The organism is Streptomyces radicis, from assembly GCF_003626575.1.
GTDB lineage: Bacteria > Actinomycetota > Actinomycetes > Streptomycetales > Streptomycetaceae > Streptomyces > Streptomyces radicis.
This window is the reverse complement of the sequence record NZ_RBDY01000001.1, coordinates 434728-458639: the sequence shown is the minus strand read 5'-3', so window position 1 is coordinate 458639 and position 23912 is coordinate 434728. Positions and strand designations below refer to the sequence as shown.

General features: G+C 73.1%; 22 protein-coding genes, 1 pseudogene and 2 riboswitches. Of the genes and pseudogenes, 4 read left to right on the top strand and 19 right to left on the bottom strand.

The genetic code is table 11. The features are described from left to right. The first annotated feature begins 35 nt into the window (after positions 1–35). Positions 36–941 carry an undecaprenyl-diphosphate phosphatase gene (locus D7318_RS02060; protein WP_120695053.1) on the top strand — a complete coding sequence of 302 codons (906 nt, stop codon included), beginning with the start codon at positions 36–38 and terminating at the stop codon, positions 939–941. Here the strand turns inward: D7318_RS02060 and D7318_RS02055 are convergent. The 7 genes and pseudogenes from D7318_RS02055 to D7318_RS02025 all read right to left on the bottom strand — a co-directional run. Next, on the bottom strand, positions 925–1851 hold the full coding sequence (locus D7318_RS02055; RefSeq protein WP_120695052.1) for a Gfo/Idh/MocA family protein: 927 nt from the start codon (positions 1849–1851) through the stop codon (positions 925–927). The genes D7318_RS02060 and D7318_RS02055 overlap by 17 nt on opposite strands. A gap of 152 nt (positions 1852–2003) precedes the next feature. Beyond that, complete coding sequence (ung, locus tag D7318_RS02050; RefSeq protein WP_120695051.1) at positions 2004–2675, bottom strand: uracil-DNA glycosylase; 672 nt, start codon at positions 2673–2675, stop codon at positions 2004–2006. 102 nt (positions 2676–2777) lie between these two features. After that, a complete protein-coding gene (locus tag D7318_RS02045; RefSeq protein ID WP_120695050.1) occupies positions 2778–3545 on the bottom strand; it encodes an SDR family oxidoreductase in 768 nt (255 codons plus the stop codon). Between the two features lie 45 nt (positions 3546–3590). Then, a complete protein-coding gene (gene fabG, locus D7318_RS02040; protein WP_120695049.1) occupies positions 3591–4352 on the bottom strand; it encodes a 3-oxoacyl-ACP reductase FabG in 762 nt (253 codons plus the stop codon). A 92-nt stretch (positions 4353–4444) separates the two neighbouring features. Continuing rightward, positions 4445–4828, bottom strand: a complete 384-nt coding sequence (locus D7318_RS02035) for a DUF3037 domain-containing protein (RefSeq protein ID WP_183091227.1) — start codon at positions 4826–4828, stop codon at positions 4445–4447. Positions 4829–4836: 8 nt separating this feature from the next. Further along, complete coding sequence (locus D7318_RS02030) at positions 4837–5667, bottom strand: HipA family kinase (RefSeq protein ID WP_120695047.1); 831 nt, start codon at positions 5665–5667, stop codon at positions 4837–4839. A 41-nt stretch (positions 5668–5708) separates the two neighbouring features. Beyond that, positions 5709–6675: pseudogene (locus tag D7318_RS02025) on the bottom strand (aminotransferase class I/II-fold pyridoxal phosphate-dependent enzyme); the annotation flags it as partial. A 346-nt stretch (positions 6676–7021) separates the two neighbouring features. Between D7318_RS02025 and D7318_RS02015 the strand changes: the two are divergent. After that, positions 7022–7732 (top strand): DUF4232 domain-containing protein, encoded by a 711-nt coding sequence (locus D7318_RS02015; RefSeq protein ID WP_120695046.1) that lies wholly within the window; start codon positions 7022–7024, stop codon positions 7730–7732. Between the two features lie 46 nt (positions 7733–7778). On the opposite strand, the gene D7318_RS02010 is transcribed toward D7318_RS02015, so the two are convergent. Together D7318_RS02010 and D7318_RS02005 are read right to left on the bottom strand one after the other, a co-directional pair. After that, complete coding sequence (locus D7318_RS02010) at positions 7779–8612, bottom strand: CPBP family intramembrane glutamic endopeptidase (RefSeq protein ID WP_220729461.1); 834 nt, start codon at positions 8610–8612, stop codon at positions 7779–7781. 39 nt (positions 8613–8651) lie between these two features. Then, positions 8652–10148 carry a glutamate--cysteine ligase family protein gene (locus tag D7318_RS02005; RefSeq protein ID WP_120695045.1) on the bottom strand — a complete coding sequence of 499 codons (1497 nt, stop codon included), beginning with the start codon at positions 10146–10148 and terminating at the stop codon, positions 8652–8654. Between the two features lie 285 nt (positions 10149–10433). On the opposite strand from D7318_RS02005, the gene D7318_RS02000 reads away from it, so the two are divergent. Then, positions 10434–11003, top strand: a complete 570-nt coding sequence (locus tag D7318_RS02000) for a hypothetical protein (protein ID WP_120695044.1) — start codon at positions 10434–10436, stop codon at positions 11001–11003. Between the two features lie 86 nt (positions 11004–11089). Here the strand turns inward: D7318_RS02000 and gcvP are convergent, their stop codons facing one another. Further along, complete coding sequence (gene gcvP, locus D7318_RS01995; protein ID WP_120695043.1) at positions 11090–13999, bottom strand: aminomethyl-transferring glycine dehydrogenase; 2910 nt, start codon at positions 13997–13999, stop codon at positions 11090–11092. Between the two features lie 59 nt (positions 14000–14058). Next, a riboswitch (glycine riboswitch) is annotated at positions 14059–14180 on the bottom strand. Then, a riboswitch (glycine riboswitch) is annotated at positions 14181–14278 on the bottom strand. It lies immediately after the preceding riboswitch. A gap of 136 nt (positions 14279–14414) precedes the next feature. On the opposite strand from gcvP, the gene D7318_RS01990 reads away from it, so the two are divergent. Beyond that, a complete protein-coding gene (locus tag D7318_RS01990; protein ID WP_183091228.1) occupies positions 14415–14810 on the top strand; it encodes a PRC-barrel domain-containing protein in 396 nt (131 codons plus the stop codon). On the opposite strand, the gene D7318_RS01985 is transcribed toward D7318_RS01990, so the two are convergent. The 9 genes from D7318_RS01985 to D7318_RS01945 all read right to left on the bottom strand — a co-directional run bounded on the left by D7318_RS01985 (position 14754) and on the right by D7318_RS01945 (position 23835). Then, positions 14754–16232 (bottom strand): DNA polymerase IV, encoded by a 1479-nt coding sequence (locus tag D7318_RS01985; protein WP_120695229.1) that lies wholly within the window; start codon positions 16230–16232, stop codon positions 14754–14756. The genes D7318_RS01990 and D7318_RS01985 overlap by 57 nt on opposite strands. A 68-nt stretch (positions 16233–16300) precedes the next feature. Continuing rightward, complete coding sequence (locus D7318_RS01980; RefSeq protein ID WP_183091229.1) at positions 16301–16909, bottom strand: MerR family transcriptional regulator; 609 nt, start codon at positions 16907–16909, stop codon at positions 16301–16303. Positions 16910–17052: 143 nt separating this feature from the next. Next, the gene (locus tag D7318_RS01975; RefSeq protein ID WP_059008346.1) at positions 17053–17526 is read right to left on the bottom strand and encodes a bifunctional nuclease family protein; all 474 of its coding nucleotides are present in this window, start codon (positions 17524–17526) and stop codon (positions 17053–17055) included. Between the two features lie 77 nt (positions 17527–17603). Next, on the bottom strand, positions 17604–18191 hold the full coding sequence (locus D7318_RS01970) for an FHA domain-containing protein (RefSeq protein WP_408055433.1): 588 nt from the start codon (positions 18189–18191) through the stop codon (positions 17604–17606). Between the two features lie 278 nt (positions 18192–18469). Beyond that, positions 18470–19237: a DUF881 domain-containing protein gene (locus D7318_RS01965; protein ID WP_120695040.1), complete on the bottom strand. Its 768-nt coding sequence runs from the start codon at positions 19235–19237 to the stop codon at positions 18470–18472. A 5-nt stretch (positions 19238–19242) separates the two neighbouring features. Continuing rightward, positions 19243–19575, bottom strand: a complete 333-nt coding sequence (locus tag D7318_RS01960) for a small basic family protein (RefSeq protein WP_120695039.1) — start codon at positions 19573–19575, stop codon at positions 19243–19245. A gap of 68 nt (positions 19576–19643) precedes the next feature. Next, positions 19644–20516: a DUF881 domain-containing protein gene (locus D7318_RS01955; protein WP_183091258.1), complete on the bottom strand. Its 873-nt coding sequence runs from the start codon at positions 20514–20516 to the stop codon at positions 19644–19646. A 77-nt stretch (positions 20517–20593) separates the two neighbouring features. Continuing rightward, entirely contained in the window at positions 20594–23089 is a 2496-nt protein-coding gene (locus tag D7318_RS01950; protein WP_120695037.1) for a mannose-1-phosphate guanyltransferase, read from the bottom strand. Between the two features lie 137 nt (positions 23090–23226). Further along, entirely contained in the window at positions 23227–23835 is a 609-nt protein-coding gene (locus tag D7318_RS01945) for a CDP-alcohol phosphatidyltransferase family protein (RefSeq protein ID WP_120695036.1), read from the bottom strand. Positions 23836–23912: the final 77 nt, after the last annotated feature.

Genomic DNA, 23912 nt, shown 5'->3' with positions numbered 1-23912 from the left:
CTTACGACACTCTCCCCTGGGATGCCGCAGAGTTCATGTCTTGGTTCGAATCACTGATTCTCGGTCTGGTCCAGGGGCTGACGGAGTTCCTGCCGATCTCGTCAAGCGCCCATCTGCGGCTCACCGCCGTGGCGTTCGACTGGGAGGACCCGGGTCCGGCGTTCACCGCCGTCACCCAGATCGGCACGGAGACGGCGATCCTGATCTACTTCCGCAAGGACATCGTCAGGATCATCAGGGCGTGGTTCAGGTCGCTGCGGGACAAGGCGGCGCGCTCGGATCCCGACGCGCGGATGGGCTGGCTGGTCATCGTGGGCTCGATCCCGATCGGCGTGCTGGGGCTGACGCTCCAGGACGCGATCGACGGCCCGTTCCGTGATCTGCGGCTCATCGCCGTGAACCTGATCGTGCTCGGCATCATCCTCGGCGTCGCCGACCGCATGGCGCTGCGGGACGCGACCGGCGGGAAGCACCGGGCCGTCAAGCCGCGCAAGACGCTCGAGCAGCTCTCGGTCCGCGACGGCCTGATCTACGGATTCGCCCAGGCCATGGCGCTGGTCCCCGGCGTCTCCAGGTCGGGGGCCACCATCACGGGCGGCCTCTTCCTCGGCTACACCCGCGAGGCGGCGGCGCGTTACTCGTTCCTGCTGGCCATTCCCGCGGTGCTCGCCTCCGGCGGGTACGAGCTGACCTCCATCGGCGAGGAGGGCTCGCACATCTCGTGGGGCCCGACGATCCTGGCGACGGTCGTGTCCTTCCTGGTCGGCTTCGCGGTGATCGCCTGGTTCATGAAGTGGGTCAGCACCCGGACGTTCATGCCGTTCGTCTGGTACCGCGTCGTGATCGGCGTGGCGCTGCTGCTGCTGATCTTCTTCGGCGTGGTCGAGCCCCACGCGGGCGAGGACGTGGGCACCGGGGACGAGATCACCTCCGAGGAGTGATCCCCGCTCCGTGCTCCTCGAGCGCGGAGGCGACGATCCGTTCACACAACTCATGGGTGCGCAACGCGTCCCGCGCGCCGGGTGTGCGCCCGGCGCGCACGTCGTCGAGGAACGCCACGACCGCCTGCTCGATGCCGCGCTGCCGCGGGACGGGCACCCAGTCGCCCCGGCGGCGGACGCTGGGCTGGCCCTTGTGGTCGATGATCTCCGCGAGGTTGCGGACCTCGCGCTTGGCGTCCTGCCCCGAGACCTCGACGCTCTCCTCGGTCGACCCCGAGCGGTGGTTCATGGCGCCGACGGCGGTGAACCCCTCACCGGCGAGCTGGAGCACCACATGGTGCAGCAGCCCGCCGCTGACCCGCGTGCTCACGGTGACGCGGTCCACCGGGCCCGGCGCGAGGAAGCGCAGGGTGTCCACGACATGGACGAAGTCGTCGAACACCATGCGCCTGGGGTCCTCCGGCAGGCCCTTGCGGTGCTTCTGCATCACGATCAGGTCGCGCGGATGCTCGAGGAGACCCGCGTAGGCGGGCGCGTGGCGGCGGTTGAAGCCCACGGTCAGGGCCACGCCGCGGGCCTCGGCCAGCTCGACCACGCGCTCGGCCTCGGCGAGGCGGTAGGCGAGCGGCTTGTCGACATAGGTGGGTATGCCCGCGTCAAGGAGCCGGGTGACGATCTCGGGGTGGGTGTGGGTGGGCGCGTGGACGAACGCCGCGTCGGGGTGGGCGGCGATGAGCGCGTCCAGGTCGTGGTGGCGCTGCTCGGCGGGGATCCGGTAGGTGTCACCCGTCCGGTCCAGGGTGGCGCGGGTGCGGGTGTGGAGATGGGGCTCGACACCGGGCTGGGTGGTGAGCACGGGCAGGTACGCCTTCTGGGCGATGTCCCCGAGCCCGATCACGCCGACCTTCACAGGGCGCTCCTTCGCGATCGCACAAACATGGACCGGCAGGATACGCGGGCCCGTCGGCCCGCGGGACGGCGCGGGGCGGGCCACCGCGGCGGCCGTCCCCCGCGCCTTCGGCCGCGCCCCGGACTACGCCCCGGGGCGCGCGGCCCGGGCGCTCACCTGCCCAGGTCGGGGACGCGCCAGTCGATCGCGGTGTGGCCCTGGGCGGCGACCGCCTCGTCGATCCGCGTGAACGGCTTGGACCCCAGGAACTTCTTGGCCGAGAGCGGGGAGGGGTGGGCGCCCTCGACCACGGCGTGCCGCTCGGTGTCGATCAGGCGGAGCTTCTTGCGGGCGTAGGCGCCCCACAGCACGAACACCGCCGGGTCGGGGCGGGCGGCCACCGCGCGGATCACCGCGTCGGTGAAGGTCTCCCAGCCCTTGTTCTTGTGGGAGTTGGGCTCCCCGGCGCGGACGGTCAGCACGGCGTTCAGCAGGAGGACGCCCTGCCGGGCCCAGGGCATCAGATAGCCGTTGTCGGGGATGGGGTGGCCGAGCTCGGCGTGCATCTCCTTGTAGATGTTCCGCAGGGAGGGCGGGATCCGCACGCCGGGCCTGACCGAGAAGCACAGGCCGTGCCCCTGGCCCTCGCCGTGGTACGGGTCCTGGCCGAGGACCAGCACCTTGACGTCATCGAACGGCGTGGCGTCGAGCGCCGCGAAGACCTCCTCGCGCGGGGGGTAGACCGGGCCGCGCGCCCGCTCCTCCTCGACGAACTCGGTGAGCTCCTTGAAATAGGGCTTGCCGAGCTCCTCGCCGAGGACGCCCTGCCAGGAGTCGGGCAGCATGCCGGTCACGTCGTGAACCTCCGAAGGTACGCGGTCAGTTGTTGATCAGAACGTACCCGGTGGCACTGACAGCGGAGGAACGGACAGCGGCGGAACGGCGGCTCAGGCGAGGCCCGCGTTGAGGAAGAGGCCGCCGTCCACGACGAGGGTCTGGCCCGTGATCCAGGAGGACGCGTCGGAGGAGAGGAACGCGACGGCGCCCGCCACGTCGCCCGGCACCCCGAGGCGGCCCAGGGGGTAGCGGGCGGCCGCCTCCTCCTCGCGGCCCTCGTAGAGCGGGGCGGCGAACCTCGTCCTCACGACCGCGGGGGCGACCGCGTTGACCCGGGCCGCGGGCGCGAACTCGTGGGCGAGCTGCTGGGTGAGGTTGATCAGCGCGGCCTTGCTGACGCCATAGGCGCCGAGGAACGGCGAGGCGGAGAGCCCGGCGACCGACGAGACGTTGACGACGGTGCCGCCGTGCTCGCGCTGCCAGGCGTGCCACGCCCGGCGCGCCAGGGCGAGCGGCGCGAGGACGTTGATCTCGAAGACCTTGCGCAGCACGCCGGGATCGAGGTCGGCGAGGCCGCCGAGGACGGGGTTGGTGCCCGCGCTGTTGACGAGGTGGTCGACGCGGCCCCAGGCGGCCATGACGCGGGCGATCACCTCGTCCTGGTGCGCCTCGTCGTGGACCTTGCCGGGGACGGCCATCGCCCGCCCCGGGCCGCCGAGCTCGGCGACGGCGGCGTCGAGCGGCTCGGCGTTCCGCCCGGTGACGCACACGCGGTCGCCGCGGGCGGCCAGCGCCCGCGCTATGCCGAGGCCGATGCCGCGGCTCGCGCCGGTGACGACGGCGACGCGGGGGCCTTCGGCCGCCTGAGGATCCGTCATGGTCTCTCCCACCCTTCGGAACGGTCGCGCCCCGGGAACGGTGCGTCAGTCGAGCGGGCCACCAGCCACGTAGAGGACCTGGCCCGAGACGAAGCCCGCCGCGTCGCCCGTGAAGAACGCGATGGCGTCGGCCACGTCCTCGGGCCGCCCGACCCGGCGCACGGGCGTCTCCTCGGCACGCGCCTTCTGGAACTCCTCGAAGCCCACGCCGACCCGCGCCGCGGTCTGCGCGGTCATCTCGGTGACGATGAAGCCGGGGGCGACGGCGTTGGCGGTGATGCCGAACTTCCCCAGCTCGATGGCCAGCGTCTTGGTGAAGCCCTGGAGACCGGCCTTGGCGGCGGCGTAGTTGGCCTGGCCCCTGTTGCCGAGGGCCGAGCTCGAGGAGAGGCTGACGATCCGTCCGAAGCCCGCCGCGACCATGTGCGCCTGGCAGGCGCGCGACATGAGGAACGCGCCCCGCAGATGAACGTTCATGACCGTGTCCCAGTCGGCCTCGCTCATCTTGAACAGGAGGTTGTCCCGCAGCACCCCGGCGTTGTTGACCAGGATCTGCGGCGGGCCGAGCGTCTCGGCGACCCGGGCGACCGCCCGCCGCACCGCCTCGGCGTCCGCGACGTCGCAGCCCACCGCGACGGCGGTGCCCCCGGCGGCGGTGATGCGCCCCACCGTCGCGGCGGCGGCGTCCTCGGCCAGGTCGAGCACGGCGACGGCGCGCCCTTCAGCGGCCAGCCGCTCGGCGGTGGCCGCGCCGATGCCTCGGGCCGCGCCGGTGACGATGGCGACGCGCTGCTCGGTGGGTGCCATGGGGCGTTCTCCTTGCCGTCGGACGACTGACTACCGCACGGTAACCAGGCGGGGGCGATGTGGGGAAGGGGGGTCGCGGTCGCGAGGACCGCTCAGTGGACGAGCACGCGCACCAGGCGGTCGAGCTCGCCGCCGGGATCGGCGGTCAGCCCCGTGTGCACGGGCCCCGGCTGAACGACCGTGCTGCGCGGGGCGATCAGCCAGCGGAAGCGGCGCCCCGGGTCGTCGCCCGCGGCGGCACCGGCCCCGTCGCCGCCCTCGCACACGCACTCGGCGGCGCGCAACGCGGCGCGCACGCCCTCGACGTCGGCGCCCGGGTCGAGCGTCAACAGGCGCCGCTCGTCGAGGTGGACGCGGGCGGCGAGGAAGGACCGGGCGCGGCAGTAGAGGATGACGCCGCCGTTGATGGACTCGCCGCGCTCCACGCGCGGCACGACGCGCAGCACCGCGTACTCGAAGACCTCGCGTCCTTTCACGCGTCCGTTCACCGTGCGGCCTCGCTCTCCGGGTGGGAACGGCCGGTCAGCCAGCCGGGCGCCTGGGAGGGCCTGTCCTCCGTGGGGCGCCCGACGGCGATGGCGCCGGACACGGTGCGCGCGCGGGTGGTCAACGCCTCGGCGTAGGCGGCGCGCACGGCGTCGGGCGCGTCGAACCCGGGCTCGTCGGCGAGCCACTCGTCCGGGACTTCGGCGAGCGTCTCGGCCAGCAGCTCGCCCGTGACCCGCGGGGCCAACTCGGCGGCGGCGCCTGCCAGATCGGGCCCGAACAGCGCCAGCGCGTGGTCGGACGCGTCGTAGGGGCGGGCGACCGAGGCGGCCGCGGTGGGCCAGTTGTGGTGCCAGATGAGCGCGGCGCCATGGTCGATGAGCCACAGATCGCCGTGCCAGACGAGCAGGTTGGGGTTGCGCCACGAGCGGTCGACGTTGTTGATCAGGGCGTCGAACCACACCACGCGTCCGGCCTCGGCGGCGGAGACCCGGTAGGCGAGCGGGTCGAACCCGAGGGATCCTGGGAGGTAGTCCATCCCGAGGTTGAGGCCGCCGCTGGCCTTGAGCAGCTCCTGCACCTCCTGGTCGGGCTCGCCCAGCCCGATGACCGGGTCGAGGCCCATCCGGACCAGCTCGGGCACGCGCAGCCCGAGCCGCCGGGCGAGGCCGCCGCAGATGACCTCGGCCACCAGGGACTTGCGGCCCTGCCCGGCGCCGGTGAATTTCATGACATAGGTGCCGAGGTCGTCGGCCTCCACGATCCCCGGCAGCGAGCCGCCCTCCCGCAGGGGGGTGACATAGCGGGTCGCGAACGTTTCGCGCAGCATTCCCCCAGGTTAGATGGGGCGTTCCCCGGCCGGTCGGCCGGTCAGTCGGTCCTGCGGGCCGCCGGGGGCCGGACCGCGGCGGCGACCGCGGCGGCCAGCGGCGCGAGGTCCGCCGCGGCGAGCGAGGAGACGGTCAGCCGCACACCGGGGGCCGAGTCGAGGCGGAAGCGCGCGCCCGGCGCGGCGGCCCACCCCGCGTGCAGCAGCCGGGCGATGGCCCCGGTCTCGTCGGGCACGGGCACCCAGACGTTCATCCCGCTGCGCCCGCGGCCCTCGACGCCGCGCTCGGCGAGCGCGGCGATCAGGCCGTCCCGGCGCGCGCCATAGGAGCGCGCGACCTCCGCGGGGTCGATCGCGCCCTCGCCCCAGAGCGTGGCCAGGGTCCGCTGGAGCAGGTGGCTCACCCAGCCGGGGCCGAGCCGCTGGCGCCCCTGGACGCGGTCGACGGTGACCGGGTCGCCGGTGAGCACGGCCATCCGCAGGTCGGGCCCGTAGCCCTTGGCGGGTGAACGCACCAGCGCCCAGCGGCTCGTGTGACCCGAGAGCGGCAGGAGCGGGAGGTCGACGACGCCATGGCCGTGGTCGTCCTCGATCAGCAGCGTGTCGGGGTGGGCGGCGAGGACCGCGCGCAACGCCTCGGCGCGCGCGGGGGAGACGGCGGCGCCCGTGGGGTTCTGCGCGCGGGCGGTGACGACGAGGGCGCGCGCGCCCGGCGCGCAGCGCATGGCCCGTGGGCCCGGGCAGCGGCCCGTCGTCGTCCACGGCGACGGGCAGGGGGCGCAGGCCGAGGGCGGGGATGAGGTCGAGGAATCCGGCCCAGCCCGGGTCCTCGACGGCCACCGCGTCGCCGGGGCGCAGATGCGCGGCCAGGACGCGTTCGATGGCGTCGAGCGCGCCCGAGGTGACGGCGATCGGCCCGGCGGGGACGCCGTCGCGGTCGAACGCGGCCCGCGCGACGGCGGCCAGCTCCTCGTCGACGGGCGGGCCCCCGTAGAGCAGCGGGGCCGCGCCGCCGACTGCCGACCGCCGAACGCCAGGGAGCTGGCCGCGACCGCCGTGCTCGCCCTCGATCTGGCCGAGGTCTCCGCCAAGGTCCGCGCCGGCGGGGTGAACGAGGAGCCCGAGGACGTGTCACTGCCGCACTGGGCGGGCGTCGTCCCGGTCGTGACGGTCCATGGCGAGCCCGCCCCCGCGGACGACGGGCGGGCCCCGGATCCCCGTGCCCCGCTATCTCATGGCGCGATCCACGGCGTGAGGCGTGCCACGGCGCGCCCCCGGGAACCCGTTGTGACATGGCCACGTCCCATGGCCACAGCACTCCTCCGCATCGCCGACTCCCCCACCGGAGGATCCCATGGCGTCCCACCCCGTACGCGCCGCGGCCCTGGCCGCACTCACCCTGTTCGCCGTCGCCGCCTGCGCCGAGTCCACCGACTCGCGGGACGGCGGCTCGTCGGCCGACCGCCCGCCCGCCGAGCAACCCCGCGACGCCGCCCCGGAGTCCACGACCGACGACACCGACACCGACGACACCGACGCGGCGGAGGACCAGGACCTGGCGCCCTCCGAGGCCCCGAGGGAGCCCGACCCCGAGCCTGCCCCCGAGCCCGAGGGCGCCGGGGGCGACGCGGACGACGCGTGGTGCTCCCCCGACGCGCTCACCGCCGCCGTTCACCCACTGGACGCGGGCGCGGGCGGCCGACACGCGGCGCTCGTCCTCACCAACTCCTCCGACGCCGGCTGCCGCACCCAGGGCTGGCCCGGGCTCCAACTGGCCGCGGGCGACGGCGACTCCATCCCCACCACCACCGTGCGCGACGACTCCGAGTCCCCCAGGCCCCTGACCGTCGAGCCGGGCCGCAGCGTCTGGGCCCAGCTGCACTGGACCGTGGTGCCGGGCGATGAGAACCCGGCGAACGGCCCCTGCGGCCCCGAGCCCGCGTCGATCGAGGTCATCCCGCCCGACGAGTACGGCGCCACCACGGCCGACTGGTCGCTCGGCGCGGTGTGCGGCGAGGGCCGCATCGAGACCCTGCCGCTCGCGGCGGGCGAGGGCCCGGGGTGACGGCCCCGGGATGACGCGCCCTCGGACAGAGCCCTCGGATCGTGCCTCAGAGGGTGGGAAGCCAGTCGACGCGGCCGGCCAGCAGCCCGTAGCCGACGAACGCCACGATGTCGATCAACGCGTGCGCCACGACCAGCGGCATGACCCGCCCCCACCGCCGGTACAGCCAGACGAAGATCACGCCCATCGCCACGTTGCCGAAGAACCCCCCGATGCCCTGGTAGAGGTGGTAGGTGCCGCGCAGCAGCGCGCTCACGGCCAGCGCGGCCATCGGCGTCCAGCCGAGCTGGTCGAGCCGCCGCAGCAGATAGCCGACGACGATGACCTCTTCGAGCAGGGAGTTCTGGAGCGCCGAGGCGATCAGCACCGGGTACTTCCACCACACCTCGGGCAGCGACTCGGGCACCACCGTGAGGTTCGCGCCCGCGGCGTGCGCCCCCAGGTAGAGCAGCAGCCCACTCCCGCCGATGCCCGCCGCCACGGCCGCGCCCCAGCCCAGGTCGAACGCCGGACGTCTGGCGTCGAAGCCGATCGCGCGCGGCCCTGCGACGCCCGCGGCCCCCGCCTCGGCGCGCTCGCGCAGCAGCAGGTGCGCCACGAGCAGCACGGGGACGATGCCGGTGGACAGCGAGAACAGCTGCCACGCCAGGTCCAGCCACGGGCGCCCGGGGGCGCGCGAGCCGTTGAGCGTGGCCGCCTGGTCGGCGAGCCCTCCCGGGCGGGTCAGGTCCCCGACAAAGCTGATCAGCGCGCTGACCGCGCTCGCCCCCAACGACACCGCGAGGACCAGCAGCAGCTCCTGCCGCCTGACGCGGTCGATCGACAGGGGGAGGCCGCCCTCAGGCGGCCGCTCCGTCGCCCGTTCCGGCTTGACCCACACCTGAGAGCCTCCCGTCCGGCCGCCGGGGCCGCCGGGCGGTCACCCCCCGGTCGGCCAGCTGTGGACGGGTGCCTCCGTCCGTGCCAGCTCACAGTACCGCCGCACCAGATCGCGCAGCGCGGCCGCCCTGTCCGCGCCCCCATCGACCGCGCGGTGGTAGGCGTCGGCCTGCCACGCGGCGCCGGTGACGCCGCGGCGGCAGCGCTCCTCGACGATCGACAGATAGTGGTCGCGGTCGGCCGCCGCGACGCCGCACGCGTCCAGGCCCTGGGCGGCCAGCGGGATCAGCCGCTCGGCGATCAGCCGGGCCGCGCGCAGCCTGACCCGCGCCGACCCCGGCGCCTCGCCCGGCCAGGTCAGCTCGGCGTCGATGCCGTGGCGGCAGGCGTCGAAGAAGTTCCGCTCGGCGGCGGCGAACGGCAGCCGCGTCCACACCGGGTCCGGCTGGTCGGCCAGCGCGCGGACCAGCCCGTAGTAGAAGGCGGCGTTGGCCACCGTGTCGACGACGGTGGGGCCCGTGGAGAGCACCCGGTTCTCCACGCGCAGATGGGGAACGCCGTCGGCGACCGCGTAGACCGGGCGGTTCCAGCGGTAGACGGTGCCGTTGTGCAGGGTCAGCTCGGCCAGCCTCGGCACCCCGCCCGCGGCCAGCACCGCCTCGGGGTCCTCGTCGGAGAGCAGCGGCAGCAGCGCGGGGAAGTAGCGGACGTTCTCGTCGAACAGGTCGGTGACCGAGGAGATCCACCGCTCGCCGAACCACGAGCGCGGCCGCACCCCCTGCGCCGCGAACTCCGGCGGGCGGCTGTCGGTGGCCTGGAGGAAGAACGGCGGCCGCGACTCGTGCCACAGCTCGCGCCCGAAGACGAACGGGGCGTTCGCGCCGACCGCGACCTGCGCCGCGGCGGCGACCTGCGCGGCGTTCCACGTGGCGGCGAAGCGCTCGGGGGTGACCTGGAGGTGGAACTGCACGGAGGTGCACGCCGATTCGGGGGCGATGGACTCGAACGTGCCCCGCAGCCGCTCCGCCCCCGAGATGTCCAGCTGGATGGGCTCGCCGCGCGCGGCCATGATCTGGTCGTTCAGCAGGCTGTAGCGATCGTTGGGCGACAGGGTGCCGGGCAGCATCTGCTCGGCGGTGATCGTCGGCAGCACCCCGGTCATGACCAGGCGCGCGTCACATTCGGCCGCCATTCGGTCGGCGTATCCGATCGCGATACGCAGCTCTTCGGCCAGATCGTCGAAGACCCTTCCCGCGAGCGCGCGCGGGGACATATTCAGCTCCAGCGTGAATTGGCCCAGCTCGGTCTGGAAATCTCGGGTGGCCATTCGCGCGAGCACCTCGTCATTGACCATGCGCGGCGAGCCTTCGGAATCCGCGAGGCACAGCTCGACCTCGAGGCCGATCAGGTCACGCGAGCGCTCGAAGCGGCCGTCGCGCAGCAGGGTCCCGAGCGCCGCCATACACGCGTGGACCCGGTCCCTGAAGCGCTCGCGGGCGTCGAGGTCGAACCGGTCCGCCATCACCTTCTCGCCCATGGCCGCCTCCCTCACCACTCGGTGTCACGGGCTCGATCCTGCCCACGTGACGGGGGTGGCACGCATGCCCCGCACGGCGCTCACCTCCCTCGACGGCATATTCCGGCGGAATAATTGCCGCATCCTTGGTGATTTCTTGGCGCCTTGGCGGCCTGTTTTCCCTCTTGCCGTTACCTCACAGGTCAGCTACTTGAAACGTAGGGAGAACATCCCCCGTATAAGCTCTTCGCCGGCGTGTCTCCCCATACAAGAGGCGACCTACTCCGAAGCGAGAGGCGACCCATCATGCCCCTGTTCATACCGACGGCACCCGCCGCCGCGACGCGCAGCGTACGGACGGCGCTGCACTCGCCCACCGTCAGGTCACCGCACCCGCTGCGCCTGGAACGGGGGGACCTGGATCCGGTCCTCCCCCTCCCCGTGCACCGGCTGGCCCCGGTGACCGGCACGACCGAACCCCCCGAGGCCCGGCTCACCGGCTGGCGCTTCCTGCTGGCCCGCGACGGGCGCCCCGTCGGCGCCGCCGAGACGATGCTCACCGCGGACGGGTGGGCGTTCTCGCACGTCACCGAGGGCCCCTTCATCGCGTCCACGGAGCGGGCCATGCTGCTGGCCGAGTCCCTGCCCGCGGCCTACCAGCCCCGGCTGCTGTCCGTTCCCGAGCTGTACATGCTCACGCTGTGGCTGCACACGGACCTCGGGGCCGACCCCGAGTCCGGCAGCCCGCTGCCCGGCGACCTGCTGATGCCGCTGGCGCCCGCGCCGCCCGGCATCGCCGCGGAGCGCGCGGTCCGCACGGACGCCCTGCTGCCGCTGCTGACGAGCAGGGTGGCGCCGCTCGGTCTGGCGAGCTGACCCGACCGGACGTCCGGGGCCGGCCCGCAACGGCGCGAACCGGTCCCGGCACCATCGGTCCCCCGCGCGGGAGGGCGACCCGTCGCTCAGCCCGCGTAGTCGGCCACCGGCGGACACGAGCAGACCAGGTTCCGGTCACCGAACGCCCCGTCGATGCGCCGCACCGGCGGCCAGTACTTCCCCGCGCCGCCCTGGCCTTCCGCCTGGCCGCCACCGGCCGGGAAGACGGCCTCCTCACGGCTGTAGGGGTGGTCCCACCCGCCGCTCAGCTGGGCGGCCGTGTGGGGGGCGTTGACCAGGGGGTTGTCCTCCTTCGGCCACTCCCCCGAGCCGACCCGGTCGATCTCGCGGCGGATCGCGATCATCGCGTCGCAGAAACGGTCGAGCTCGGCGAGATCCTCGCTCTCCGTGGGCTCGATCATGAACGTCCCCGCGACCGGGAACGACATCGTCGGCGCGTGGAACCCGTGGTCGATCAGCCGCTTGGCCACGTCGTCGATCGTGACGCCGGTCGCCCGCGTCAGCGGCCTGACGTCGATGACGCACTCGTGCGCCACCAGCCCGCCCGGGCCCGTGTAGAGCACGGGGAAGTGCGGCTCGAGCCGCTTGGCGACGTAGTTGGCGCCGAGCACCGCGACCTGCGTCGCGCGGCGCAGCCCCGAGGCGCCCATCAGCCGCAGATAGGCCCACGAGATCGGCAGTATCCCGGCCGACCCCCACGGCGCGGCCGAGACCGCGCCCGTGGTGCCGTCGGCGGGCGAGGGCCGCAGCGGGTGGCCGGGGAGATAGGGCGCGAGGTGGGCGCGCACCGCCACGGGACCCACGCCGGGGCCGCCGCCGCCGTGCGGGATGCAGAACGTCTTGTGCAGGTTCAGGTGCGAGACGTCGGCGCCGAACCTGCCCGGCCTGGCAAGCCCCACCAGCGCGTTGAGGTTGGCGCCGTCCACGTACACCTGGCCGCCCGCGTCGTGCACGGCGGCGCAGATCCCGGCGATGTCCTCCTCGAACACCCCGTGGGTCGAGGGGTAGGTGACCATGAGCACGGCCAGCTCATCACGGTGCTTCTCGATCTTCGCCCGCAGGTCGTCGGCGTCCACGTCGCCGTTCTCGCCCGTGGCCACGACCACGACCCGCATCCCCGCCATCACGGCGCTCGCGGCGTTGGTGCCGTGCGCGGACGAGGGGATGAGGCACACGGTGCGCTCGGGGCGGCCCGCCGCCCTGTGGTAGGCGCGCACGGCGAGCAGCCCCGCAAGCTCGCCCTGGGACCCGGCGTTGGGCTGGAGCGAGACGCTGTCGTACCCGGTGATCTCGGCAAGACGCTCCTCGAGCTCGCGGATGAGCGCCAGATACCCCTCGGCCTGGTCGGCGGGGACGAACGGGTGGAGCGCGGCGAACTCCGGCCAGGTGACCGGCTCCATCTCGACCGCGGCGTTGAGCTTCATGGTGCACGAGCCGAGCGGGATCATGCCGCGGTCGAGCGCGTAGTCCTTGTCGGCGAGGCGCCGCAGATAGCGCAGCATCGCCGTCTCCGAGCGGTACCGGTGGAAGACCGGGTGGCTCAGGAACTCGTCGGTGCGCAGCAGCCCTTCGGGCAGCGCGTCCGGGGTCCTGGCGTCGAGCATCTCGATGCCGAACGCGTCCCCGGCCACGCCGAACGCCGCCCACACGGCGGCCAGTTGGGCGCGCCCGGTCAACTCGTCGCAGGAGATGCCCACATGGTCGTCGTCGGTGAGCCTGAGGTTGACCCCCATGTCGCGCGCCGCGGCCACCACGGCCGCGGCCCCGCCGGGCACCCGCGCGGTGACCGTGTCGAAGAACGCCTCGTGCACGAGCTCCACGCCCCCGTCCCGCAGCCCCGCGGCCACCAGGGCGGCGTAGCGGTGCACGCGGCGGGCGATGCCGGTCAGGCCCTCGGGCCCGTGGTAGACGGCGTACATCCCGGCCATCACGGCGAGCAGCACCTGGGCGGTGCAGATGTTGCTCGTGGCGCGCTCCCGCCGGATGTGCTGCTCCCTGGTCTGGAGGGCAAGCCGGTAGGCGGGGGCGCCGGCGGCGTCGCGCGAGACGCCGACCAGGCGGCCGGGCAGGCTGCGGGCGTAGGCGTCGCGGACGGACATGAACCCCGCGTGCGGGCCGCCGAAGCCCATCGGCACGCCGAAGCGCTGGCTCGAGCCGACCGCGATGTCGGCGCCGAGGTCGCCCGGCGAGGTCAGCAGCGTGAGCGCGAGCAGGTCGGCGGCCACGGTCACCACCGCGCCCAGGGCGTGCGCCTCCTCGATGAGCGCGCGCGGGTCGCGCACGGCCCCCGAGGCGCCCGGGTACTGGATCAGCACGCCGAAGACGCCGCGCTCGGCGACCTCGGCGGGGATGCCCTCGCTCAGGTCGGCCACCACCACGGGGACGCCGGTCGGCTCGGCGCGGGTCCTGACGACGGCGATCGTCTGCGGCAGGCAGTCGGCGTCGACCAGGAAGACGCCGTTCCTGACCTTGCCGACGCGCCGGGCGAGCGCCATCGCCTCGGCCGCGGCCGTCCCCTCGTCGAGCAGCGAGGCGCCCGCGGTCGGCAGCCCGGTCAGATCCGCCACGACCGTCTGGAAGTTGAGCAGCGCCTCCAGGCGGCCCTGGGAGATCTCCGGCTGGTACGGCGTGTACGCGGTGTACCAGGAGGGGTTCTCCATGACGTTCCGCAGGATGACCGGCGGCGTGAAGGTGCCGTGGTAGCCCAGGCCGATCATGGAGTGCAGCACGGTGTTGCGCGAGGCGAGCGCGCGCAGCTCGGCCAGCACGCCGGCCTCGTCCCTGGCCTCGGGCAGCAGCAGGGCCTCGCTGGTCCTGATGGCCTCGGGCACCGCGGCCGCGGTCAGCTCGTCGAGCGAGCCGAAGCCGATGTGGGCGAGCATCTTCGCCTGGTCGGCCGCATCGGGCCCGATGTGCCGGGCGGCGAACGGCGTGCCCTGTTCGAGGGCGGCCAACGGGGTGTGGTCGGTGGTCATCGGGAGGCTCCTCCTGGTCGCGGCGACCTGCGGGGGCGTCAGGCGGCCGTGCCTGACGGGCCTCCCCCTCTGTCATGTCGACCTGAGAGCTTCACCGCGGCACTCGCGCGCCACGGCTTGCACCGTCGGTGAGGGCGGCGAAGGAGCGCTGCCCCGCCACCACCCTGCTTTCCAGAGTGGCCTGACTCACGCGGTACGGGTGCCTGAGAGATTCCGGGGAGGATTTGCTCCTTCGGCGCCCGGGCCCTTCGGGCGCCGGGACTCTCCCGCATGAGGTCGTCAACCGCCTTCGAGCCTACCAGCGGTCCTTCCGGCGGGATCCTGGCCGCCACTCGACTGGCCAGCCCGAGCAATCTGCTCTTACGTAGGTCATACCGGGGCACTCGGTGAACAGTGGCGATCAGTTGGAGGAAGCGTGCAGACCGACATCGACCCCCGCAGTCTGATCGGCCGCAAGGCGTTCGACCGCGATGGCAACAAGATCGGCACGGTGGACGAGGTCTACCTCGACGACGCCACCGGGACACCCGAATGGGCGGCGGTGCGCACGGGGCTCTTCAGCAGGGACGCGTTCGTGCCGCTCGACCCGAGCGAGGTGGTCGACGACGCGCTGCGCGTCCCGTTCACCAGGTCGCTGATCAAGGACGCCCCCGACTTCGGCGTGGGCCGCCACCTCTCCCCCGAGCAGGAGCTCCAGCTCTACCACCACTACGGGCTCGACGTGCCGCGCGGCGGCCCGGTGGACCCGGCGCTCTCACCCGACAGGGACTTCGGGCGGCTCGCCGCTCCCGGGACCGATGAGGACGCCTGAGCCCTCGCCGTCCGGCACCAGCGGCAGGGGCTCGCCCGGCGCGAGCTCGGGGTCGTCCACGGAGAACGTCCGCACCGGGCCCGGCGTCGAGTCGGGCCGCTCGAAGCGGACGGTGACGCGCCCGAGCCCGCTGCCCTGGACCCATCCGGGCCCGAGGCGCGCGTGCGCCACGTCGAGCCCGGGCAGCCACGACCGCGCCGCGGCCCGCCCCTCCCCCGGCGTCGACTCGGGCGAGGGCTCGGCGGCCCCGGCGTCCTCGCCCGCCGGGCGCTCCGGCCCGGCCTGGGCACCGTGGACCGGCTGGGCACCGTGGACCGCCGGGACCGTTCGGTCGGCTCTGGCCGCCTGGGCCGCCTGGGCGAACAGGTCCTCCTGTGTGAAGTCCGCGAGCCCGCTGACGCCCACCCCGAGCAGCCTGACGCCCTCCGTCGTGTCCACGAGCTCGAGCAGCCGCGCGGCCGCCTCGCGCACCACGGCCGGGTCGTCCGTCGGGCCGCGCAGGGTCTCCGAGCGGGTGAGCGTGGTGAAGTCGTAACGCCGCACCTTGAGCACCACCGTCCGCCCCGACCGGCCCGCCTCCCGCAGCCGCCGCGCGCACCGGTCGGCGAGCCCGGCCACCTCGAACCGCACGCGCGCCCGGTCGGTCACGTCGACGTCGAAGGTGTCCTCGACCGAGACCGACTTGGTGTCCCGGTCGGGCACCACGGGCCGCTCGTCGACGCCCGAGGCCATCGCGAACACCGAGGCGCCGTGCGCCTTGCCCAGCAGCCGCAACAGCTCGTCCTCCCCCGCCCGCAGCGTCTCGCCGATCGTCCCGATCCCGGCCCTGCGCAGCGTCTCCGCGGTGGCCGGGCCCACCCCCGGCAGGGTGCGCACCGGCAGCGGGGCCAGCAGGTCGCGCTCGCCGCCCGGCGGGATCAGCTCGAGGCCGTCGGGCTTGGCCCGCTCGGACGCGATCTTGGCCAGCATCTTGGACCCCGCGAGGCCCACCGAGCCGGTGAGCCCCGTGGCCGCCCTGATCCTGGCCCGCAGCAGCGTGCCGACGCGCAGGGCCTCATCGGCCGTCGCGGCGCCCGGGTCGCCCGCCGCCAGGTCGACGAACGCCTCGTCCAGGCTCAACGGCTCCACCAGCGGCGACAGCTCGGCCAGCAGCCGCATCACCGTCTCGCTGATCCCCCGGTACACCCCGAAGCGCGGCACGAGGCACGCGGCGTGCGGCGCCAGCCGCCTGGCCTGGGCCATGGGCATCGCCGAGTGGACGCCGAAGCGCCGCGCCTCGTACGACGCGGTGGCGACCACCCCGCGCGGGCCGAGACCGCCGACGATGACGGGCTTGCCGCGCAGGCTCGGCTTGGCCGCCTGCTCGACCGAGGCGTAGAAGGCGTCCATGTCGAGGTGCAGGACCGTGGGCTGACCTCTCACCCCACCGATGGTGCCCCACGGGTCTGACACCGGGGGCGGCCCGCGCCGTCGGATCAGACGCCGCTCGATCAGATGCCGCGGTGGCGCCTGCGGGCCAGCTCGTCCGAAGGGTGGGTGGCGGGCAGGGCCTCGCCGGTGTCGAGGCGCTCGGCCTGGAGCTGCGCCAACGCGCTCTCCACGTCCGCCCAGACCGCGCCGACCGCGATCCCGAAGACGCCACGGCCGCCGCGCAGCAGCTCGGCCAGCTCCTCGGGGGAGGCGCAGCGGTAGACGGTGGCGCCGTCGCTCATGAGCGTCATGGTGGACAGCTCGGCGAGGTCCACCGCGCACAGGGCACGCACCGCGGTGCGGATGCTCTGGAGGGAGACCCCCGCGTCGAGCAGCCGCTTGACGATCTTGAGGACGAGCACGTCGCGGAAGCTGTAGAGCCGCTGGGTGCCCGAGCCATGGGCCGGGCGGACGCTGGGCTGGACGAGCCCGGTGCGGGCCCAGTAGTCCAGCTGGCGGTAGGTGATCCCGGCGGCGGCACAGGCGCTCGGGCCCCGATAGCCGAGCTGCTCGGGCGCTCCGCGCCCCTGGGTCCCGACGGACGGCCGCGGCCCCGCACCCGCCACCTGAGGTGCCCCCGGGAGGGCGGACAACCCGCCGACCGCTCTGCTGTCGCCGTCACCTGTCACGCCGGCCTCCGTTCCGCATGCCCCTACCGTGTCTTCGTCGCTCACCGGCTGTCACGATGAGCACGCGCACAGCGCTCCTCCCAAGACATGCCCCATCGACGCCAGGCATCCACCCTCAGCGCGTCAACGATCGCCACGCGCCGTCACTGGCTGCTCGTGCCGAAGTCCTCGGGGGAGATCTGGTCGAGGAACTCGCGGAACCGTTCCACCTCGTCCTCCTGCTCGTCCGGGATGATGATCCCCGCGTCGTCGAGCACGGCATCGCTGCCGTAGATCGGCGTGCCCACGCGGAGGGCGAGGGCTATGGCGTCGGACGGGCGGGCGCTGACCTCCACACCGCTGGCGAACACGAGCTCGGCATAGAACACCCCGTCACGCAGGTCGGTGATCCGCACCGCGCTGAGCTCCTGCCCCACCGCTTCCAGCACGTTCTTGAAGAGATCGTGCGTCAACGGCCGGGCAGGGGTCATCCCCTGCTGGGCGAACGCGATGGCGGTCGCCTCTCCCGGCCCGATCCAGATCGGGAGATAGCGATCACCGCCGACTTCACGGAGGAGCACGATGGGCTGATTGTTGGGCATTTCCACCCGTACGCCCACGACGTCGAGCTGATTCACACAGCAACCCTAGGCGGTGCCCGGTGCATTTGGATAGTCGAGCACCGCCGCGCGGCGCCCGGGCGCCGCTCGACGGCTCAGAATCCCTGCCTGCTGGCGAAGAAGACCAGCCTGTACTTGCCGATCTGGACCTCGTCGCCATTCCCCAGCACGGTCGTCTGCTCGATCGGCTCGCGGTTGACATATGTGCCGTTCAGGCTGCCGATGTCGCTCACCGTGAAGCCGCCGTCGGGCTGCCGCCTGAACTCCACATGGCGCCGGGACACGGTCACGTCGTCGAGGAAGATGTCGCTGTGCGGGTGGCGGCCCGCGGTGGTCACCTCGCCGTCGAGCAGGAACCTGCTGCCGGAATTCGGCCCGCGGCGAACAATGAGCAGCGCGGAGCCCGGCGGCAGCGCCTCGACCGCGGCCTGGGCCTCGGGGGAGAGCGCGGGCGCGGGGTGCTGGCCCGTGATCTCGGCCTCGTACGCCTCGAGGCCCGAGATGGAGATCGTGGAGGTCGTCTCCGATGAGCCCTCGAGCCCGGGGCGCAGGCCATTGCCGCAGTTCGAGCAGAAACGGCTGGTCGCGGGGGACCTGTGGCCGCAGCGGGAACACGTCACCGTCGCGGGCTCGCCGCCCTGGGAGCCTATGCCGCCGGGCGATGACACCTCGTCGCGGAACAACGGACGGCCGGGCTCCGCGCCGGCTGCCGACGCTGGCTCGCCTTGCTGGCGGGCGCGGGGCCGTGCGGCACTGTGCATGCCGCTCTGACGCCTGCCGAACAATCTAGCGAAAAAGCTCACCAGCGATCCCCTCGCACCTAGGCCGGCCCGTCGTGGGACGGGGCGGTCCATTCTCTCTCACCGGCCGTGACGGATGTCTCGACAACGTCCACGGCCCCCGTTCAGTTTCCCTCACCGGACACCCCGGGGGTGTGGCACCCCCGCGACATCGAGCGCGGTCACGACGACGACTGAGCGTAGTCAGGCTGCTCCGCCGATCGCAAGGCGTCGATCGTCACCGTCTCGGGCCGCTCGACGACGACCTCGGCCCGCTCGCTCTCCAGGGCCTGCACCACTCCCCCCGGGATGTTGAGCGCGGGCTCCAGATCCTGGGGGCGGCCTATCGCCCTGATCTCGAACGGCGCCCCGACCCGCCGGTCGTCCACGCGCACGCCGCCGTTGTCGTCCACGAGGGCGGTGGCGGCGACGACGCGCACGTCGTTGATCTGGATCGCCTCGGCACCGGCCGCGCGTAGCTCCTGCACGACGTCGAGCAGCATATCCGCCTCCACGGCGCTCAGCGGGTCGTCGATACGCAGGGTGATGCCGGGGCCCTCGGCCGCCACCGTGCCCGCCAGGATGCCCAGCTGCCGCTCGCGCTCCTCGGTCTGGCGCCTGGCCTCCTCGGCCTGGTCCGAGCTGGTCTCCAGCTCCGTGCGCTGGTCCTCGAGGTCCGCCTTCTCGTCCTCCAGGCGGTCGGTGCGGTCCTCGAGGTCGCTCAGGATCCGCACCAGGTCCTCCTGGCGGGCGCCGCGCAGCGCGGTGTCGTCGCTTCCCGCGGCGCGTACCTGGATGGCCAGGCCGAGCCCGAGCACGAACAGCAGGAGCGCGACGAGCAGCTGGCCGCGACCGGCGCGGGGCGGCCACAGGGCGGCCCGCAGCGCGGCCCTTCCCGTGGGCGGGGCGGGGGCGTTCTCCGGCTCGTCGGTCATCGGCTCGTCGGTCATCGGCCTCAGGCCCCGAAGACGTGCCGGCGTATCGCGGCGGCGTTGGAGAAGATGCGGATGCCGATCACGACGACCACGCCGGTCGAGAGCTGGGCGCCGACGCCGAGCTCGTCGCCCAGGAAGACGATCAAGGCCGCCACCGTGACGTTCGAGAGGAACGACACCACGAACACCCGGTCGTCGAAGATCCCGTCGAGCAGGGCCCGCACGCCGCCGAAGACCGCGTCGAGGGCGGCGACGACGGCGATGGGCAGATAGGGCTCCACGCCGGTGGGCACGACCGGGCGGGTGAGGATTCCTACCATGACTCCGATGACGAGTCCGGCGACGGCGATCACTGGGGGCTCTCTCCTGTTTCCCTTGGGCCTGGGTGCCCTGGGCCCGTGTGCCCTGGGCTGCGGCGGTGTCAGGCCGCGGGTCTGGCCACGCGCGGGGTGAGGCCGGGCGCGGCGGGCAGCGACACCTCGTCGCGCACGTCGGTGCCCGCCCTGACGCCGTAACGGTCACGCAGCGCCGCCAGGTGGCGCCCCCCGTCGCTCGCGGCGAACGCGGTGGCCAGGTCGTCGCCTGGGCCCACGGCCAGGACGGAGTAGGGCGGGGCGAGCGGGCGGTTGTCGACCAGGACGGCGTCGCCCGCGGCGCGGATCGCGGAGAGCGCGGTGAGCCGCTGCCCGTTGACGGCGATCGCCTCGGCGCCTGAGTGCCACAGGCCGTTGACGACGCGTTGCAGGTCGCGGTCGCGCACGCGGCCCGCGTCGAACGCGCCGCCGTCGCGCGGATCCCCCGGGGTCCCCGCGGTGCCCTCGGCGTCGTCGACGGTGAGCTCGATCCCCGGGCCCGTCACGGGCGTCGCCCCGGCCAGCAGGGCGGCGAGCTCGGCGCCCTCGGCCCCCGCGCCGCCCAGGGCCTCGCGGCGCAGGGCGGCCACCTCGGCGCGCAGCTCGTCCACGTCGTCGTGCAGGACGTCGACGGCGGCGGTGCCCGCGTCGACCCGGTCGAGCAGCTCGGAGCGCTCGCGGGCGACGGTGGGGGCGGACTCGCGGGCCTGCGCGGCGCCCAGGGTGACGACGAGCCCGGCCAGCACGAGACCCGTGGCCAGCCAGAGCCTGGCGCGCAGCGTGCGCGGCAGGTCCGACCGGCCTTCGGCTCGCCGCCTGGCCGCGGCCTCGGCGTAGCCCTCGTCAAGTGTCGTGCTCATGAGGGTGGTCAGCAGCGACATGGAGGCGTCGGGGCGCGCGGTGGGGCGCGGTCCGGGCTCCTGCTGTGGCATGGCGCACATCGTCGCACGCGTCACTCAGAAGACCGAACCGGCCCCGGTGGCAAGGCCCTTGGGCGAGGGCCCGGCGGAGTGCGGGATCAGCGGTCGGCGCTGTCGACCACGCTCGACCACTCGTCGAGCAGCTCCTGGGCCGCCGCGTCGTCCGGGCCCTCGGCCCACAGGTGGGTGACGGCCTCGGCCGGGTCGGGCAGGACCAGGACCCACCTGCCGTCGGGCTCGACGACGCGCACGCCGTCGGTGGTGTCCACGGAGCGGTCGCCCGCGGCCTCGACCACGCGGCGCATCACCAGGCCCTTGATCGCCCACGGGGTCACGACGTCGCGGCTGACGACGTGGGCGCGCGGGATGCGGGCGTCGATCTGGGAGAGGGACAGCTGGGTGCGGGCGACCAGGCCGACCAGCCGGGCGAACGCCGCCGTCGCGTCGAAGACGGAGGAGAACTCCGGGATGATGAACGCCCCTTGGCCGTCGCCGCCGAAGATCGAGCCCTCCTTGTGGGCGACCCGGGTCAGGTCGTCGGGCGAGGTGGTCGTCCACTCCACCTGTGTGCCGTGGTAGGCGGCGACCTGTTCGGCGATGCGGGTGGTGGTGACCGGCAGCGCGACCTTCCCGCTGCGGCGCTCGGCGGCCACCAGGTCGAGCATCACCAGCAGGGCCCGCTGGTCCTCGATGATGCGGCCGCGCTCGTCGACCAGCGCGAGGCGTTCGCCCACCGGGTCGAACCTGACGCCGAAGGCGGCGCGGGCCGATGCGACGATCTCGCCGAGGCGGACGAGCCCGGCGCGGCGGACGTCGGCGGTCTCGGTGGGCCTGGCCTCGTCGAGGCCTGGGTTGATGGTGAGCGCGTCGACGCCCAGGCGGCCAAGGAGGCTGGGCAGGACGAGACCGGCGCTGCCGTTGGCGGCGTCCACGACGATCTTCAGCCCGGACTCGGCCACGCCCGTGGTGTCGACGTCGCGCAGCACCGAGCCGGTGTAGCCGTCGAAGACGCTCGCGGGGAAACGGAGATCGCCGATCTCGCCCGGGAAGGCGCGGCGGTACTCCTGGCGGGCGTAGACGCGGTCGAGCTTGCGCTGTCCGCCCTGGGAGAGGTCGGCGCCGCGCTCGTCGAAGAACATGATGTCGACGGAGTCGGGGACGCCGGGGGTGGTGCGGATCATCACGCCGCCCGCGCTGCCCCGTGCGGTCTGCTGGCGGGCCACGGGCAACGGGACGTTCTCCAGGTCGCGGACGTCGATGGCGCTGGCCTGGAGGGCGGAGATGACGGCGCGCTTGAGGGCGCGCGCGCCCCTGGAGTGGTCGCGCGCCGTGGTGACCGTGGATCCCTTCTTGAGGGTGGTGGCGTAGGCGCTGGCGAGCCTGACGGCCAGCTCGGGGGTGATCTCGACGTTGAGGATGCCGGAGACGCCGCGCGCCCCGAACAGGTTGGCCTGGCCCCGGGACTCCCAGATGACCGAGGTGTTGACGAACGCGCCTGCCTCGATCGTCTTGAAGGGGTAGACCCGCACGTTTCCCTGGACGATCGACTCCTCGCCGACGAGGCATTCGTCGCCGATGACGGCGCCGTCCTCGATGCGCGCGGCGCGCATCACGTCGGTGTTCTTGCCGACGACGCAGCCGCGCAGATTGGTCTGCGGCCCGATGTAAACGTTGTCATGGACCACGGCCTTGTGCAGGAACGCGTCCGACTTCACCACGACGTTCGAGCCGATGACGGTGTGTTCGCGGATTTCGGCGCCGCCCTCGACCTTGGCGTAGTCGCCGATGTACAGCGGGCCACGAAGCTTCGCGTCGGGGTGGACCTCGGCTCCCTCGGCGATCCAGACGCCGGGTGAGATCTCGAAGCCGTCGATTTCGACTTCGACCTTTCCTTCGAGAACGTCGGCCTGCGCCTTGACGTAGCTCTCGTGCGTGCCGACGTCCTCCCAATATCCCTCGGCGACATAGCCGAAGACCGGCTTTCCCTCCTTCAGAAGGCGCGGGAAGACATCGCCTGACCAGTCGACGGGAACGTCGGACTCGACATAGTCGAAGACCTCGGGCTCCATCACGTAGATGCCGGTGTTGACGGTGTCGGAGAACACCTGTCCCCAGGTGGGCTTCTCGAGGAACCGGTCGACGCGACCGTCCTCGTCGACGATGGTGATGCCGAACTCCAGGGGGTTGGGCACCCTGGTCAGGCAGACCGTGACCAGCGCACCGCGCTCCCGGTGGTAGCGGATCAGGTCGGTGAGGTCGAAGTCGGTGAGCGCGTCCCCTGAGATCACCAGGAATGAGTCGTTCTTGAGTGCGTCCTCGGCGTTCTTCACACTTCCGGCCGTGCCCAGAGGCTTTTCTTCATGGGCGTAGGTGAGATCCATCCCGAGTTCCTCACCGTCACCGAAATAGTTTTTGACGAGGGAGGCGAGGAATTGAACCGTGACGACGGTCTCGGTGAGCCCGTGCCGCTTCAGCAGCCGGAGCACATGCTCCATGATCGGGCGGTTTGCCACGGGCAGCAGCGGCTTGGGCATGCTCGCGGTCATCGGGCGAAGCCGGGTGCCTTCGCCACCAGCCATTACGACGGCCTTCATATCGGAAGTGTCCTCCTTGGGGAGTCGACAGTCACTCCGACTGCGCCCGTCTGGAGGGGCCCGGGCCCGGGGTGGCTCTCCCCGGAAAAGTGCGACACATGCGGGCTCCAAGCCCCTGCGACGCTGCCAGGGCGAGCTCAGTCGGCCGTGGCATCCGCCGCGAGGATACGGCGGACCTGGACCACGTAGAGGATCCCTGCCCACCAGTAGAGCGCTGTACCCCAGCCAGCGAACGCCCATCCGAAAATAGCAGCGAGAGAAGGCACCCAGCCACTTCCCTCACTGAGCAGGAGCAACGGGAAGGCGTACATCAGGTTGAAAGTGGCCGCCTTGCCGAGGAAGTTCACCTGCGGAGGGGCATAACCCGCCCTGTCCAGGCGCCAGACGGTGACCAACAGCACCAGCTCACGGGCGAGCAGCAGCGCGGTCAGCCACAGCGGCAGGATGTCGCGCCACGTCAGGCCGACCAGCGTGGACAGGATGTAGAGGCGGTCGGCGGCCGGGTCGAGGATGCGGCCGAGGGCGCTGATCTGGTTCCACCGGCGGGCGAGCTTGCCGTCCAGGTAGTCGCTGACGCCGCTGGCCGCGAGGACGAGCAACGCCCAGCCGTCCAGGTCGGGGCCGTCGAAGACCGGGGAGAGCACCAGCCACAGGAAGACCGGGACGCCGAGGAGGCGGGCCATGCTCAGGAGGTTGGGGATGGTCAGGATCCGGTCCGTCTGAATGTCTGTCTCCTGGACCTCCACCCGGACGCCCTCCTACTCACCCCGTGCCGGCGCTGTGCGGTGCTGACTCTACCGGCCGCGCGGGGCCGCTCCCCCGG

Excerpts from the sequence above, each read along its gene's own strand:
- D7318_RS02060 (WP_120695053.1), top strand. The coding sequence starts at position 36 with ATGTCTTGGTTCGAATCACTGATTCTCGGTCTGGTCCAGGGGCTGACG.
- ung (WP_120695051.1), bottom strand. The coding sequence starts at position 2,675 with ATGCTGCCCGACTCCTGGCAGGGCGTCCTCGGCGAGGAGCTCGGCAAG.
- D7318_RS02045 (WP_120695050.1), bottom strand. The coding sequence starts at position 3,545 with ATGACGGATCCTCAGGCGGCCGAAGGCCCCCGCGTCGCCGTCGTCACC.
- fabG (WP_120695049.1), bottom strand. The coding sequence starts at position 4,352 with ATGGCACCCACCGAGCAGCGCGTCGCCATCGTCACCGGCGCGGCCCGA.
- D7318_RS02030 (WP_120695047.1), bottom strand. The coding sequence starts at position 5,667 with ATGCTGCGCGAAACGTTCGCGACCCGCTATGTCACCCCCCTGCGGGAG.
- D7318_RS02015 (WP_120695046.1), top strand. The coding sequence starts at position 7,022 with ATGGCGTCCCACCCCGTACGCGCCGCGGCCCTGGCCGCACTCACCCTG.
- D7318_RS02005 (WP_120695045.1), bottom strand. The coding sequence starts at position 10,148 with ATGGGCGAGAAGGTGATGGCGGACCGGTTCGACCTCGACGCCCGCGAG.
- D7318_RS02000 (WP_120695044.1), top strand. The coding sequence starts at position 10,434 with ATGCCCCTGTTCATACCGACGGCACCCGCCGCCGCGACGCGCAGCGTA.
- gcvP (WP_120695043.1), bottom strand. The coding sequence starts at position 13,999 with ATGACCACCGACCACACCCCGTTGGCCGCCCTCGAACAGGGCACGCCG.
- D7318_RS01965 (WP_120695040.1), bottom strand. The coding sequence starts at position 19,237 with ATGACCGACGAGCCGATGACCGACGAGCCGGAGAACGCCCCCGCCCCG.
- D7318_RS01955 (WP_183091258.1), bottom strand. The coding sequence starts at position 20,516 with ATGTGCGCCATGCCACAGCAGGAGCCCGGACCGCGCCCCACCGCGCGC.
- D7318_RS01950 (WP_120695037.1), bottom strand. The coding sequence starts at position 23,089 with ATGAAGGCCGTCGTAATGGCTGGTGGCGAAGGCACCCGGCTTCGCCCG.